We start from the raw sequence: 14944 nt of genomic DNA on the forward strand, positions 1-14944 counted from the left end.
CTCCGGGTATAATTCAAGGCTCGATCGGTGTGTGGCGCAGCCTGGTAGCGCACTTGCATGGGGTGCAAGGGGTCGAAGGTTCGAATCCTTTCACACCGACCAATCGATAAATGGAAACGCCGCTAGTGGAAACACTGGCGGCGTTTTTCTTTTGGGTCGCTGCCCCTAGAATGCGCCACAGAGGAGAACAATGACGCCAGAAGCCCGCGCCCGCCAGAACATCGACGCGCTGCTCACTGCAGCCGGCTGGCACGTCTGCGGCATAGCCGACGCAGACATCCACGCCACCTCCGGCGTCGCGATTCGCGAATTCCCCCTCAACACCGGCCACGGCTTTGCTGACTACCTGCTCTATGTGAACGGCAAGGCCTGCGGCGTCATCGAGGCCAAGAAAGAGGGCGCCACCCTCACGGGCGTGGAAGTGCAGTCCGCCCGCTATGCGCAGGGCCTGCCGGCTGCGCTGCCGGCCTGGCGCAGGCCCTTGCCCTTTCTCTTTGAATCCACGGGCGTCGAAACCCATTTCACCAACGGCCTGGACCCGCAGCCCCGCGCCCGTGGCATCTTTGCCTTCTATCGCCCCGAGCTGCTGGCCCAGTGGTTGAGCTATTTGCCGGCGCAGGCGGCTTCCGGATCGGTGCAAGAAGAGCCCGGCACCTTCCTCGCCCGCCTGCAGCACATGCCCCCGCTGGTGACAGAGTGGGGCGCCGGTGGCGCGCACTACCAGCTCTGGCCCGCGCAGATCCAGGCCGTCACCAATCTGGAAAAAAGCCTGGCCGCCAACAAGCCGCGCGCCCTGATCCAGATGGCCACCGGCAGCGGCAAGACCTTCACCAGCATCAGCTTCATCTACCGCCTCATCAAGTTTGCCGGCGCGCGGCGCGTGCTCTTTCTGGTGGACCGTGGCAACCTGGCGCGCCAGACCAAAAAAGAGTTTGACGCCTACGCCTCGCCGCACAACAACTTCAAGTTCGGCGAGGAATACATCGTCCAGCACCTGCAAAGCAACCAGCTCGACAACAGCGCGCGCGTGGTCATCTGCACCATCCAGCGCATGTTCAGCATGCTCAAAGGCCGCCCGCTCGACGAAGCCGCCGACGAAGAAAGCACCGCCGGCCTGGAAGAGCTGTTCAAAGACCCCGAGCCCATCCGCTACAACCCGCGTATCCCCATCGAGACTTTTGACATCGTCGTCACCGACGAAGCCCATCGCAGCATCTACAACCTCTGGCGTCAGGTGCTGGAGTACTTCGACGCCCACCTCATCGGCCTCACCGCTACGCCCAACAAGCAGACCTTCGGCTTCTTCAATCAGAACCTCGTCATGGAATACGGCCACGCCCAGGCCGTGGCCGACGGCGTGAACGTCAACTACAACGTCTACCGCATCAAGACCGAGGTGGGCGAGCAGGGTGCCAAGGTGGACAAAGGTTACTGGCTCGAAACCATGGACCGCGCCACCCGCCGCCGCGCTGCCTGGCAGCTGGACGAAGACTTTGAATACGACCCCGCCGAGCTGGACCGCGCCGTGCAAACGCCCGACCAGATCCGCACCGTGGTGCGCACCCTGCGCGACCAATGGCGTGTGGACCTGTTCCCTCAGCGCGAAGAGCTGCCCAAGACCCTGGTCTTCGCCAAGGACGACAACCACGCCGAAGCCATTGTGCAGATCCTGCGCGAAGAGTTTGGCCGCGGCAACGAGTTTGCGCAGAAGATCACCTACCGCACGACGGGCACCACGCCCGAGCAGCTCATCAAGGACTTTCGCACCGCCTACTACCCGCGCGTGGCCGTCACCGTGGACATGATCGCCACCGGCACCGACATCAAGCCCGTGGAAATTGTCGTCTTCATGCGCAGCGTCAAAAGCCGCAGCTTCTTCGAGCAGATGAAAGGCCGGGGTGTGCGCATCTGCAACCCCACCGACCTGGCCGCCGTGAACCCCGGCAATGGCGTGCGCAAAGACCATTTCGTCATCGTCGACGCCGTGGGCGTGTGCGAACGCGACAAGACCGACAGCCGCCCCATGGACCAGAAAAAGAGCGTGCCGCTGGACAAGCTCTTGCAGGCCGTGGCCTTAGGGAACGTGGAAGACGAAGTGCTCAGCAGCGTGGCCGCGCGCCTGGCCCGGCTGGACCGCGACCTGGGCGAGGCCGACCACGCCAAGATCCATGAGGCCAGCGGCGGCCACACCCTGCAGAGCCTGGCGCGCGGCATCGTGGCCGCGCTCAACATCGACCCCACCTTAGACATGCCGCCCGCCGAGGCCGAAGAGCGCCTGCACCAAGCCGCTAAACCTTTCAGCAACCCCAAGCTGCGCGAGCTCATCTTGCAACTGCGGCAAAAGGCCGACCTCGTGGTAGACACGGTCACGAGCGACAGCCTGATCTCTGCGGGTTTTGCCGAAGGCTCAGACCGCGCCAAAGATCTGGTGCAGAGCTTCGAGGCCTTCATCGCGCAACACAAAGACGAAATCACCGCCCTGCAAATCCTCTACAACCGGCCCACGCGCGCACCCTTGAAGTTTGAAGACATCAAGGCCCTGGCCGATGCCCTGCACGCCCCGCCGCACCTGCTGGACGAAAGCGCCCTCTGGCAGGCCTACGCGGCCATCAACAAGAGCAAGGTCAAGGGCGCCAGCCAGAGAAGGTTGCTGACGGACCTGGTGAGCCTGGTGCGCTTTGCCATGCAGCAAGACAACGAATTGGTGCCTTACCCCGAGCGCGTGCAGGCCAACTTCAAGGCTTGGCTGGCGCAGCAACAACAGGCTAGCGGCAAGCCCTTTACGGCTGAACAACAGCACTGGCTGGAGTTGATCGCCGACCACATTGCGGCCAATCTTGGAATCGAAATGGAAGATTTTGAGTTGGGCAAGTTCGCACAGGAAGGCGGGCTGGGCAAGGTGCATCAGCTCTTTGGCGCGCAGTTGCCCAAGGTGATTGAGGAATTGAATCGGGAGTTGGCGGCGTGACTGCGCTCGGCGGTTTGACACACGATAAGGTCGAGCAGGGAGGCCCCAATGCTCCTGGAGAGTTCATTTACGTCGATATCGGCAGCATCGACAACCAGTCTAAGCGGATAGTTGTTCCGAAGCGGTTGCCTGTAGCTGAGGCGCCAAGTCGGGCAAAGCAGCGGCTGCGCTCCGGTGACGTTCTGGTGTCAATGACTCGCCCGAATTTGAATGCTGTTGCGCTTGTCCCCGATGAATTGGATGGCGCAATCGGTTCAACGGGATTTCACGTACTCCGCTCTAAAGGAGATGCACTTCCTAAATGGATGTTTTACGGTGTACAGACTCGCCGGTTTATCGAGGAAATGTCGGCGGTGGTGCAAGGAGCCTTGTATCCCGCGGTTCGTCCGAAGGACGTTAGGGCGTTTGACCTTCCCGTTCCAAGCATTGATGAGCAGCGGCGCATCGTCGCCGAAATCGAGAAGCAGTTCTCCCGCCTCGACGAAGCCGTTGCCAACCTCCAGCGCGTCAAAGCCAACCTCAAACGCTACAAAGCCGCCATCCTCAAAGCCGCCGTCGAAGGCCGCCTCGTCGAAACCGAAGCCGAACTCGCCCGCCGGGAAGGCCGCAGCTACGAGACTGGCGAGCAGCTTTTGCTGCGGATTCTCGGAAGCGAGTCGTCGATCGAAACCACTAAGAACAGGTCGCCTACCTCGAGTGAACAGGCCGATTGCCCGGAGGGTTGGGCTAAAACTTCAATTGGTCGAATCTCTGAGTTCTCATTTTATGGACCTCGCTTTTCCAGCGACGCGTATTCAGACACAGGCGTTTTTGTTTTGCGAACAACGGATATCGATGAGTCAGGTCGTGTAGACACCAGTACGGCTCCGAGAATTGATCTCTTCGCTAAAGACTTGGAAAAGTATCGCGTTGCTCTTGGAGATTTACTAGTGACACGTACTGGTAGCTTGGGAACAGTTGCGCTATTTGAAGACGATGTGGATGCAATCCCAGGTGCCTATCTGATTCAGATTCGACTGCGCCTTGATGAGTATTCAAGAAAGTTCTTGCTCATGTTTTTAAAGAGCCCAGAGGGACAAGCAAGACTCACCGGGGGCGGGGCAGGTGTTGGCCGGCAGAATTTGAATGCCCCCACAATTTCGGCGATCACTTTTGGATTGCCCCCGCAGGCAGAGCAAGTCCGCATCGTTGCCGAAGTCGATCGGCGCCTGTCCATCGTCCGTGGAGTAGAAGTCGAGGTCGATGCCAACCTCCGGCGTGCGCAAGCACTACGGCAAGCCGTATTGAGCAAAAGCTTTTCTGTCTGATAGACGTCTATGCCTTACCCAATTGAGAAGAAGCTTGTCGTTGCGGTTTCAAGCCGCGCGGTCTTCCATTTGGAGGAGGCCAACGAGATTTTCGATTCCAAAGGAACTGAGGCTTATCGTCAGTATCAGATGGAACGTCTTGACGAGCCACTCGCAAAAGGAGTCGCTTTCCCTTTTGTCAGCCGTTTGCTCAGGTTAAATGAACTCTATCCCAAACAGATCCCTGTAGAGGTCGTAGTTCTTTCGCGCAGTAGTGCAGACGCTGGGCAGAGGTTCTTTCGGTCTTGCAAGCACTATGGACTGGATATTTCGCGGGGGGCTTTCTTGTCTGGGCAAAGCCCCTACCCCTATATAGATGCATTCAACGCGTCCATTTTCTTGAGCGCGCATCGTCCAGATGTTGTCAATGCAGTCAGGGCTGGATTGCCGGCAGGGTTGATCATGCCCACAAGCGCTGTGGATGATGAGACTGATCATGAGTTGCGAATTGCTTTTGACTTCGACGGGGTGTTGGCTGATGACAAATCAGAGAAGGTCTATCAAGAGCACAAGAGCCTAGACCTATTCCATCAGCATGAGGCAGAGAACGTCAATTTGCCGCATGAACCTGGCCCATTGAAGGACCTGTTCACAAAAATTGGATTTTTCCAGAAGCTGGAAGCTCAGCGTGAAGCGGCCCAGCCCGGCTACAAGCCCGCATTGAGGGTCGCGATCGTAACGGCAAGAAATGCACCATCAAATGAGCGAGTCGTCACGACTCTGAATTCTTGGGGGATGAATGCCGCCGAATTGTTCTTGATGGGCGGAATAGAGAAGAAGAGAGTCCTTGAAGTCCTCAAGCCACACATTTTCTTTGATGACCAGATTTCTCATCTTGAGCCAGCGTCGCAGGCAGTGCCATCGATACTGATTCCATTTGGTGTCACGAATGTAGATCTACTTGCAAACTTGCCACCGGATGGTGCGTACGCACCGGAGGTCAAGGAATAAATGAACTCTTTCAGCATGAAGGGGCATCAGCAAGTTAGCGGTGCCGACCTGTTACGAAAGCCGCATGAAGCGCTGCTGCCGGATCGTAGAACTGCTACGACTTCCGTCTTCCGATCAGATGGTTCAGTTTCGATGGTCACGCTCGAAGAGCGCTATCAGTCTATTGGTGAGTTCTCGCTTGAGGAGTCGGTGCCATATGACGTTCGCGTGCACTTTGAGACGGCGAGAAACCTGTATCTCTATGCATGGTTTGTCTATCGGTTTTTTCCAGTTGCTGAGCAATATGCCCTGATCACATTGGAGTTTGCCCTGTGCGAGCGCTTGAAGCCTGGGTTTCCGCAGATGTTTGGCCCCGACCGAAATCGTTCGCCTGGTTTGCTGGTGTTGATTCAGAAGGCCAAAGCTGAGCAACTGCTCTCTAACGATGGCTTGCGCTCGTATGAGCGCGCGGCGCTTGTGCGTGCTCGTCAGCGGGTCTCGATGGACGTTAGCCGAGAGATGGAGGCTCGCGGTCTGTCGGAGATGGAGTACGACCTTTCTGACATCAAAACCATTCCTGAAGACTACGTGCATGACGCGCTGAAGGTTCTTGAAGAAACGTTGCCCTATATTCGAAATACATACGCGCACGGCAGCTCCAGTCTTCATGCCGCAGTGCTGGGGACGTTTGAAATTGTGGCGGATCTGGTGAATCAGCTTTTTCCGTTGTCGGCCCCTCAGAAATTGGAGGAGACATGAAGAGCGCAAAAGACAAACTGGTCAGTGAGTACTTGGAACGCGTCGGTGGCGATGTCCTCGCCAGCGAACATTTCCGCGCCATCGTGCGCGGCATGATCAAGGGGCATGCCGGTGTCTATGCGCTGTACAAGAACGAGAGCCTGTACTACGTGGGTTTGGCCTCCAACCTGATGGGGCGGGTCAACCATCACTTGAAAGACCGCCACGCTGGCAAGTGGAACCGCTTCAGCGTCTATCTCACCAGCAAGGGTGAGCACATCAAGCCCTTCGAGTCGCTGTTGCTGCGCATCATCAACCCCAAGGGCAACCGGGTGCAGGGCAAGCTGCCGGGTGCGCAGGACCTGAAGAAGGAACTGAACCGCCAGGTGTCCGAGCAACAGGCCGACGAACGCGCCCGCCTGCCGGGCGGTGTGCTGGCCCGCAACCGCCGGCGCAAGAAGGCGGCCTCGGCCAAAGGTTCGGTGGTGCTGGCGGGTTCCGTGGACCGGCTGATCCGGCTGCGGGCTGACTACAAGGGCCAGCTCTACCTGGCTTCGCTGCGCAAGGACGGTTATGTGTCCTACGGCGGCGAACTCCATGCCTCGCCTTCCGCCGCTGCCAAGGCCGTGGTGGGCCGCGCCGCCAACGGTTGGCGTTTCTGGCACTACAAGAAGGGCGCCGCCTGGGTGCCGCTGGGTGAGTTGCGCAAATGAGCAAAGTTCGCCGGATCTGCTTGCAAGATGGGTTGATTTGATTTACATTCAACATTCGCGATTTGCGAATATTGAATGTAAATGCAGCTCAAACCTCAAGACTTCCTGGTCGCCCTCAAGCTTGTTGCCTGGGGCGATCTGCGCTGGACGTATGCGCGGCTGGCGCAGGAATTGGGCCTGAGCGCCTCGGAGGCGCACGCCTGCGTCAAGAGGGGCCTGCAGGCGGGGCTGCTGGTGCATAACTACCAGGCATTGGACTCGGCACCGGCCGCTCTCGCCGTGCAAGAGCCAACAGCCATTTACCGCGTTGCCCGGCAAAAGCGCTCGAGTGTCGCGGCTACACGCAGCCAAGTTGCGCAGGGTAAACCTGCCACGGCTGACAACCCGGTACGCCCTCATTCAAAGCAGTTGGCGGAGTTTGCGCTGCACGGTGCCAGGTACGCCTTCGCCGCAGACAAAACGCCATCGACCATAGGGGTGCCTACCAGCCACAGTGCGCCTGCCTTTGCGGGTGTATTCGCGCCGGGCTCGGAGGACTACGTATGGCCGCACCCCAATGGCACTGTGCGGGGCGTTGGGGTAGAACCGTTGCACCCCAGCGTGCCCTTTGCCGCCATGCAGGACGCGAGGCTCTACGAAATGCTGGCCTTGTTTGATGCCATTCGCGTAGGCCGCGCCCGTGAGCGCGGCATGGCGCTGGAGCGACTGCAGGCGCTCATCGATCCGTCGACACCAAAAAAGGTAAAGGGCCCCGTGTATGGCTAATCCGAACCTTGCCATGTTGATGGGCATGGCACAGGCCTTGGGGCCGCTGTGTGATCGGGTGGTTTTTGTGGGGGGCTGTGCCACGGGTTTGTTGATAAATGATCCTGCGCTACTCAATGTGCGAGCCACAGAAGATGTAGACGCAATCGTGGAGGTTGCGACACTGGTGGGCTACCACGCCTTGGCAGAAGAGTTGATGCAGCGCGGCTTCAAACAAACGATGGCAGACAACACACCGCCATTTCGCTGGTACTGGAACCGCATGCAGCTGGACCTGGTGCCGCTGGATGAAAAAGTGCTGGGCTTCGCCAACCGCTGGTACCGCCCAGGGTTCGACGCCGCTGTACAAGCCGAGCTTGCGCCGGGAATGAAGCTGCGGCACCTCGCAGCTCCCTACTTCTTGGCAACCAAGTTTGAAGCCTTTAACGACCGCGGCAACAATGACGTGTATGCCAGCCACGATCTGGAAGACATACTCACCGTGGTGGAAGGAAGAGCGGAGCTGGTCGCGGAGCTATCTGCTTCAGCTGAGGATGTTCGCAGTCATGTGGCGGCATGTGTCCTCAGACTTTTCGACCACCCGGATTTCGGCAACGCACTGGGCGGCCTCTTGAGTCAGCCCAACCGCGAGCCGCTGGTGCGCGCGCGATTGCAACAATTCGCCGAACTGAGAACACTATGAACGCCACGACCAACACCCTCGTCCAGAAACTCTGGAACTACTGCAATGTGCTGCGCGACGACGGCATGAGCTATGGCGACTACGTGGAGCAGCTGACCTATCTGCTGTTCCTCAAGATGGCCGACGAGCGCGCCCAGCCGCCGCACAACCAGGCCAGCATCGTGCCCGGGGCCTACTCCTGGCCCTCTTTGCTGGCCAAGGACGGCGATGCGCTGTTTGACCATTACCGCCACGTGCTGGAGGCGCTGGGCCAGCAGAAGGGCACGCTGGGCCTGATCTTCGGCAAGGCGCAAAACAAGTTCCAGGACCCGGCCAAGCTGCGCCGCGTAATCGTGGACCTGATCGACGCCGAGACCTGGACCATCCTGGGCGCCGACGTGAAGGGCGATGCCTACGAGGGCCTGCTGGAGAAAAACGCGCAAGACACCAAGAGCGGCGCCGGCCAGTACTTCACGCCGCGCGCGCTGATCCAGGCCATGGTGGACTGCATTGCGCCGCAGCCGGGCGAGCGCATCACCGACCCGGCCTGCGGCACGGGCGGCTTTCTGTTTGCGGCGCACAACTACATGGTGGCGCACAACAAGAACCTCACGCGTGACCAGCTCAAGCACTTGAAGGAAAAAGCCTTCACCGGTTACGAACTGGTGCACGCCACGGCGCGGGTGTGCGCCATGAACTTGCTGCTGCACGGCATTGGCTCCGAGAAATCGGTGCCGGTGGTGGTGGGCGATGCGCTGGCGGCTGACCCGGGCGAGCGCTTTGAGGTGGTGCTGGCCAACCCGCCCTTTGGCAAGAAGAGCAGCACGGTGATTGTGGGCGAAGACGGCCGCACCAGCACCGAGAAGGACACCATCGAGCGTGACGACTTCTGGGCTACCACCAGCAACAAGCAACTCAACTTTGTACAGCACACAAGACCCTGCTGGCCACCCATGGCCGCGCGGCCGTGGTGTTGCCGGACAACGTGCTGTTTGAAGGCGGGGCGGGTGAGACCATTCGCCGCAAGCTGCTGCATGAATGCGATCTGCATACCCTGCTGCGCCTGCCCACGGGCCTGTTCTACGCCCAGGGTGTGAAGGCCAATGTGCTGTTCTTCGACAAGAAGCCGGCGAGCGAAACGCCATGGACCAAGCAGCTCTGGATTTACGACCTGCGGACCAACAAGCATTTCACGCTGAAGACCAACCCACTGCAGCGCGCAGACCTGGACGAGTTTGTGGAGCTGTACAAGGTGAGCCAGCGCCAGAAACGCAAGCCGACCTGGAATGCAGAGAACCCGGAAGGGCGCTGGCGCGCCTACAGCTACGACGAGCTGGTGGCGCGCGACAAGGCCAGCCTGGACATCTTCTGGCTCAAGGACGAATCACTCGCCGACAGCGACAACCTGCCACCGCCGGAGGTGATTGCGCAGGAGATCGTGGAGGATCTGCAGGCGGCGCTGGAGCAATTCAAGCTGATTGCCAGCGATCTGCAGCCGGAAGCAGCCGACGATTGAGCGGTGTGCGGCCTCAAGTGTGGGCGAATTGCTGCGACACGGCTTCGAGCGAGTTTTTCACGCGCTGCACGATGGGCGAGTGGCCTGCGGTCGTCAGCACAAGTTCATGCGTCGATCGGGTCATGCCCACGTAGAGCAGGCGTACCTCTTCCTCCAGCGGCTCGTCTTTCCAGGGCATGCTGTCGAGCCCAGCGATGAAGACCAGGGGGAACTCCAAGCCCTTGGCGCTGTGCATGGTGATGAGCTTCACGCTGGGCCTGGACCAGTCAAAACGTGTGGCGCCTTGCGCCTGCATGGCCTGAACGGCGATGCCTTTGCGCTGCAGGGCACGGCCGACGCCGTCGATGCGGATGCGGGTACGAAAGAGCACGGCGATGTCGTTCAGCGACTTGCCTTCAGCTACAGCCTTGGCAATCCGCTCGGCAATGAGCTCAGCTTCTTCGGCTGAGTTGGCAGCCTCGATCAAGACTGGCAAGGGGCCGCGCCGGCCGGCCGTGGCGGGGTGCACGGTCTGGACGGTGTCTTCGGATTCCGGCCGCTCGGCCACCAGATGGGCCGCGCACTGCATGGCCAGGGCCAAGACTTCGGCGGTGTTGCGGTAGTTGAGCTTGAGCACGCTGGTGCGCCCCTGGGCCTGAATGCCCACGCTGGCAAAGCTGAACTTGCGGCGTTGCCTCTGGTAGATCGACTGGGCGTCGTCATAGAGCACCAGCAGGGAATTGCTGGCGGGGTTGACCATGCGGGCGGCCATCTGCAGCCAAGTCTCGTCAAAGTCATGCGCTTCGTCGATCAGTAGGGCCAGGTACTGGCCGCCGGGGACCAGGCCGGTTTGGACGGCACGATTGACGGCGTGGACCAGGGCTTGCCAATAGGCGTCTCCTTGCAAGTCCGTGGGTGCGTCCAGCTGATAGGCGCGGACCATGTCCTGGCACCACGCGTGGAAGGTACGGACCACAACAAGGTTTTCGTCGACACCTCGTTCGCGCAGCAGCGTGGTGATGCGCTGGGCCAGCGTGCGGTTGTAGCAGAGCACCAGGATGGGCTGGTCGGGCCGCGCAGCGGCAGCCAGTTGTTGGGCGCGGAAGACCAGGATCATGGTTTTGCCAGAGCCGGCCACGCCGTGGATCACCCGGTGGCCTTCGCCCAGGGTTCGGGCGATCTGCTCCTGCTGAAGGTCCATCACTTGCAGCAGATCGGGGAGCTGGGCGCCTTGCGGGCTGTCCTTGCCGTTGAACAAGGTGCCTTGTTGCACCCGCACCTCGGGGAAGAGGTGCCAGCGCACGCGGTCGCGTTGGGGCAGGGTGAGGGGCTGCGAGGACCAGCCGGCGTACATGCCCCAAAGCATTTGCTCAAATTCCTCAGGGAGGATGTCTTCAGCCAAGTCGTCGCGTAGCAAGGTCTTGGCCTCGGGGAAGACATCGGCGAAGTCCAGGCTCTCGATCTGCTTGTGTCGGATGTTGGAGAGCACACAACCCCAGCCATAGGGCACACGTGATTTGCCTTTGAAGGGGTCTTGCTCTTGCTGCAGCGCAGGGTCAGCCTCCAGCACGTTGTTGAGTTCCATGGCGTAGCCGCGGGCTTGGGACAGGGGGTGGGGTATAGTCCTGGGGCCGTCTTCCAGCCTGAGTTCGACGCTGTCGCGGTTGAAGCCGAGCAAGGTGCCCCAAGCCCAGTGCTTGACTTCCAGGATCAGCAGACCACGGCGTGGGCTGAGGATGACGAAGTCGGGCTGCCGGGCCTTGGGGCCGATGGGCACGTTGTGCCAGACCATGTAGTCATCCGACAGGCAGCGCTTGAGTTGGTGCAGCACGGCGCGTTCGCCGGCGTTGGCGCAGCGCCTGTCGATGTTGGTGAGGCCCTGGGGAAAGATGGCCATGGTTTTGCACACTCCCTGTGTTCGGCGCTATGGCCGGTAGGGCTCGATGCGTGTGTCAGATCGGCGCCGGCCCGTGTTTGTTTCATTCTATCGAGCGACTTGGCCGTCGCAGGCTTTACGCCATATTCCGCTGCGGGTAAACCCGAATTCATGACTGGGTTGACGTCCATCAAATTAGTATGCATACTTACTATTATTGAATTCGGCGACTCAAATAGAGCCTGTCGAACGCAAGCCGAATCGTCGGTACTCTTGTTCAGTTTTTGGAGATAACGATGCAGTTTTATAAGAATGGCTTCCGGGGTGGCAACCCCGACGTCAAGCCCGCCGCGCCGAACCGGCGTAACCGGGGCCTCAACGAGCCGTTGCCGGAAAAGGTGGATGTGCTGATTGCCGGCACCGGCCCGGCGGGGCTGTGCCTGGCGGCTCAGCTGGCGCAGTTCCCGGAGATCGAGACGATGATCGTCGAGCGCATGCCCAGCAACATCATCAAGGGCAAGGCCGACGGCATCAACACGCGCTCCATGGAGATGTTCCAGGCCTTCGGCTTTGCCGACAAGGTCAAGCGCGAGACCTACTGGGTCAACCAGACCAATTTCTGGATGCCGGACCCGAAGAACCCCGCCCACATCCGGCGCGTGGGCCGGGTGCAGGACGTGGCCGACGACAGCTCGGAGATGCCGCACATCTTGATCAACCAGGCGCGGCTGCACGAGCTGTTTCTGGAGGTCATGAAAAACTCTCCGTCGCGCCTGGAGCCGGACTACAGCTGGGAGATCGTGGGCCTGACGGTGGACAGCACCACCGATGACCACCCCGTGACCGTGACCCTGAAAGACGCCAGTGGCTTGAACTGGGGGGGCACCCGCACCGTGCGGGCCAACTACGTGGTGGGCTGCGACGGCGCGCATTCGGCCGTGCGCAAGGCCATCGGCGGTGAGCTGAAGGGGGACGCCGCGCACCAAGCCTGGGGCGTGATGGACATCCTGGCCAACACCGATTTCCCGGACGTGCGGCAGAAGTGCCTGATCTCTTCGGCCAACGAAGGCAATCTGTTGATCCTGCCGCGCGAGGGCAGCTACCTGTTCCGCATGTACGTGGAGATGGACAAGCTGCGGCCCGACGAGAAGGCCGCGCAGCGCAAGCTCACGCAGCACGACATGATTGCGGCGGCCAACCGCATCCTGCAGCCCTACACCATCGAGGTGAAGGAGATCGTCTGGTGGTCCATCTACGACATCGGCCACGCCATCACCGACAAGTTCGATGACGTACCCGCGGGTGTGGACCGCAACCCGCGCGTGTTCACCGCGGGGGACGCCTGCCACACCCACAGCCCCAAGGCGGGGCAGGGCATGAACGTCTCGATGCAGGACACCTTCAACCTGGGCTGGAAGCTGGTGCACGTGCTGCAGGGCCGCTCCGCCCCCAGCCTGCTGCGCAGCTATTCCAAAGAGCGGCTGACCGAGGCCAAGCGTCTGGTGGAGACGGACCACAAGTGGGCGCGGGTCATGTCGGCCCCCACCACCCAGGCCGAGCGGGAAGGGCTTGAGGAGCCGCGCATCATTCGCCAGTTCAAGGAGAACCTGCCGTTCACGGGCGGCATCGCGGTGAAGTACGACCCGTCCTCGCTGTTCGCGGCCGGCAAGCATCAGTCGCTCGCGACCGGGGAGGAGATTGGCCGCCGCTTCCACTCGGCGCCCGTGGTGCGCGTGTCGGACGCCATGCAGATGCAGCTGGGCCATGTGGCCGAAGCCGATGCGCGCTGGCGCATCTACGCCTTTGCCGGCAAGGCGGACGGTACCGATACCGTCTCGGCCATCCACAAGCTCGCGGATTGGCTGGAGACCGGGGCCGATTCCCCGGTGGTCAGGCACACACGCAAGGGTGAAGACATCGACGCGGTGATCGACTTCCGCGCCGTGTTCCAGCAGACCTTCGACCAGCTGGCCTACGAGAAGATGCCGTCCCTGCTCAAGCCCAGGACCGGCCAGCTGGGCCTGCAAGACCACGAAAAAGTCTTCTGCGTGGACCACAAGGGCCTCGGCGACATTTTCGACATGCGCGGCATCAACCGCGATCAGGGCTGCATGGTGGTGGTGCGCCCCGACCAGTACGTGGCCCACGTGCTGCCGCTGGATGCGCACCAGGAGCTGGCGGCCTTTTTTGCGGGGTTCTTGGTGGCGAACTGAGCGGGCGTTCCTCTGAACAGAAGGCGGGCTGAGTGCCCGCCTTTTGCTTGTGGCCGCCAAGCCCGCTGTTCCGTTCGGGCTGAGCGTGTCGAAGCCATCGACATATCGCTGCAACGTGTCGATGAAATGCGGAAAAATCGACACGTCCTCACCCGCATCCAGGCTGGCTTGACGCATAACTTGACTTATGCTTGACAGTCATTTAGCCTGCGGCCATGGCGTATGTCCCGCAATTCACCATCACCCCGGCGCTGCTGACTGAGGTCGAGCAGGTGGCAGCCTTGCGTGAGCGGATACAGGGCGCGGTGGTGGATCTGGCCTGGGTGCCGGCCCTGCAGAAGGACACCCGCACACGCAATGTGCACGCCTCCACAGCCATCGAGGGCAACCCGCTGACGCTGGAGCAGGTGCGCGCACTGGAGGAGGGGCGCGAGCTTTCCACGCCTGGCGTGCGGGCCAAGCGCGAGGTCCTCAACTACTTTGCCGGGCTGCGCTACGTGGAAAAGCATGCAGCCAAAAAGAAGATAGGCCATGCGGACGTGCTGGAGCTGCATCGCATCCTGGCTGGTCAAGTGATGGACCAGGGTGAGGCCGGCAAGTACCGCATGATCGCCGTGCGGGTGGGGGCCTACCGCCCGCCGCCGGCGGATGCCGTGTCGGGTCTGATGTTCGAGCTGCTGGAGTGGTGGAACACGGCAGCCAAGAAGCTGTCACCGGTGCTTAGCTCGGCCATCCTGCATTACCGCTTCGAGGCCATCCACCCGTTTGCCGACGGCAACGGCCGTACTGGCCGGGCGCTGGCTTTGTGGGAGCTGTACCGGCGCGGCTTTGACACACACCACATTTTTTCAGTAGACGAATATTACTGGGAAGACCGGCCCGCCTATTACGCGGCACTGCAAAGCGTGCGCGAGGCCGGCGAGGACATGAGCGCCTGGCTCGAATACTGTGCGGCTGGCTTGCGGCAAACGTTGGAGCGAGCCTGGCTGCGGATACAGACCTTGCAGGTCAAGTCCACCGAGAAACTGGTGTTGCGCCCCCGGCAGGAGCAGCTTTTGCATCTGCTGCGCGATCACGGTGGTATGGCGCCCGCTGACATCTGGGCGGCGCTTGGCGTTTCCAGGCAAGGCGCGATGGACTTGCTGCGCCCCTTGCTGGACGCGGGTGTGGTGGAGAAGGTGGGCGGCAACAAGACTGGCCGCTATGTCTTGAAAAATTCATGAACGAGGCGGAAATCCC

The 14944-nt window shown here is 60.8% G+C and carries 12 protein-coding genes and 1 tRNA gene; 12 read left to right on the top strand and 1 reads right to left on the bottom strand.

Features of this window, described 5'->3' with window-relative positions:
- Positions 1 to 25: 25 nt before the first annotated feature.
- From AC1RRP_RS10630 to AC1RRP_RS10675, 10 genes are all read left to right on the top strand, one after another.
- A tRNA-Pro gene (locus tag AC1RRP_RS10630) sits at positions 26 to 102 on the top strand.
- Between the two features lie 88 nt (positions 103 to 190).
- A complete protein-coding gene (locus tag AC1RRP_RS10635; protein WP_493035921.1) occupies positions 191 to 2968 on the top strand; it encodes a type I restriction endonuclease subunit R in 2778 nt (925 codons plus the stop codon).
- On the top strand, positions 2965 to 4275 hold the full coding sequence (locus tag AC1RRP_RS10640; RefSeq protein WP_493035923.1) for a restriction endonuclease subunit S: 1311 nt from the start codon (positions 2965 to 2967) through the stop codon (positions 4273 to 4275). The genes AC1RRP_RS10635 and AC1RRP_RS10640 overlap by 4 nt, the downstream gene beginning before the upstream one ends.
- A gap of 9 nt (positions 4276 to 4284) precedes the next feature.
- Entirely contained in the window at positions 4285 to 5265 is a 981-nt protein-coding gene (locus AC1RRP_RS10645; RefSeq protein ID WP_493035925.1) for a 5'-nucleotidase, read from the top strand.
- On the top strand, positions 5266 to 6003 hold the full coding sequence (locus AC1RRP_RS10650; protein ID WP_493035927.1) for a hypothetical protein: 738 nt from the start codon (positions 5266 to 5268) through the stop codon (positions 6001 to 6003).
- The gene (locus AC1RRP_RS10655) at positions 6000 to 6695 is read left to right on the top strand and encodes a DUF4357 domain-containing protein (RefSeq protein WP_493035929.1); all 696 of its coding nucleotides are present in this window, start codon (positions 6000 to 6002) and stop codon (positions 6693 to 6695) included. The genes AC1RRP_RS10650 and AC1RRP_RS10655 overlap by 4 nt, the downstream gene beginning before the upstream one ends.
- Positions 6696 to 6776: 81 nt before the next feature.
- Positions 6777 to 7460, top strand: a complete 684-nt coding sequence (locus AC1RRP_RS10660; protein WP_493035931.1) for a hypothetical protein — start codon at positions 6777 to 6779, stop codon at positions 7458 to 7460.
- Entirely contained in the window at positions 7453 to 8142 is a 690-nt protein-coding gene (locus AC1RRP_RS10665) for a hypothetical protein (RefSeq protein ID WP_493035933.1), read from the top strand. The genes AC1RRP_RS10660 and AC1RRP_RS10665 overlap by 8 nt, the downstream gene beginning before the upstream one ends.
- On the top strand, positions 8139 to 9218 hold the full coding sequence (locus AC1RRP_RS10670) for an N-6 DNA methylase (protein ID WP_493035935.1): 1080 nt from the start codon (positions 8139 to 8141) through the stop codon (positions 9216 to 9218). The genes AC1RRP_RS10665 and AC1RRP_RS10670 overlap by 4 nt, the downstream gene beginning before the upstream one ends.
- Positions 9107 to 9637: an N-6 DNA methylase gene (locus AC1RRP_RS10675; protein WP_493035937.1), complete on the top strand. Its 531-nt coding sequence runs from the start codon at positions 9107 to 9109 to the stop codon at positions 9635 to 9637. Before AC1RRP_RS10670 ends, AC1RRP_RS10675 begins: the two co-directional genes overlap by 112 nt.
- A gap of 13 nt (positions 9638 to 9650) precedes the next feature.
- Here the strand turns inward: AC1RRP_RS10675 and AC1RRP_RS10680 are convergent, their stop codons facing one another.
- Entirely contained in the window at positions 9651 to 11513 is a 1863-nt protein-coding gene (locus AC1RRP_RS10680) for a 3'-5' exonuclease (protein WP_493035939.1), read from the bottom strand.
- A gap of 275 nt (positions 11514 to 11788) precedes the next feature.
- Here AC1RRP_RS10680 and AC1RRP_RS10685 point away from each other — a divergent pair, with 275 nt between their 5' ends.
- Positions 11789 to 13705: an FAD-dependent monooxygenase gene (locus AC1RRP_RS10685; protein ID WP_493035941.1), complete on the top strand. Its 1917-nt coding sequence runs from the start codon at positions 11789 to 11791 to the stop codon at positions 13703 to 13705.
- A 215-nt stretch (positions 13706 to 13920) separates the two neighbouring features.
- Positions 13921 to 14928 (top strand): Fic family protein, encoded by a 1008-nt coding sequence (locus AC1RRP_RS10690; protein WP_493035943.1) that lies wholly within the window; start codon positions 13921 to 13923, stop codon positions 14926 to 14928.
- Positions 14929 to 14944: the final 16 nt, after the last annotated feature.

It is taken from the genome of Hylemonella sp. GW821-FHT12C09 (genome assembly GCF_058807395.1).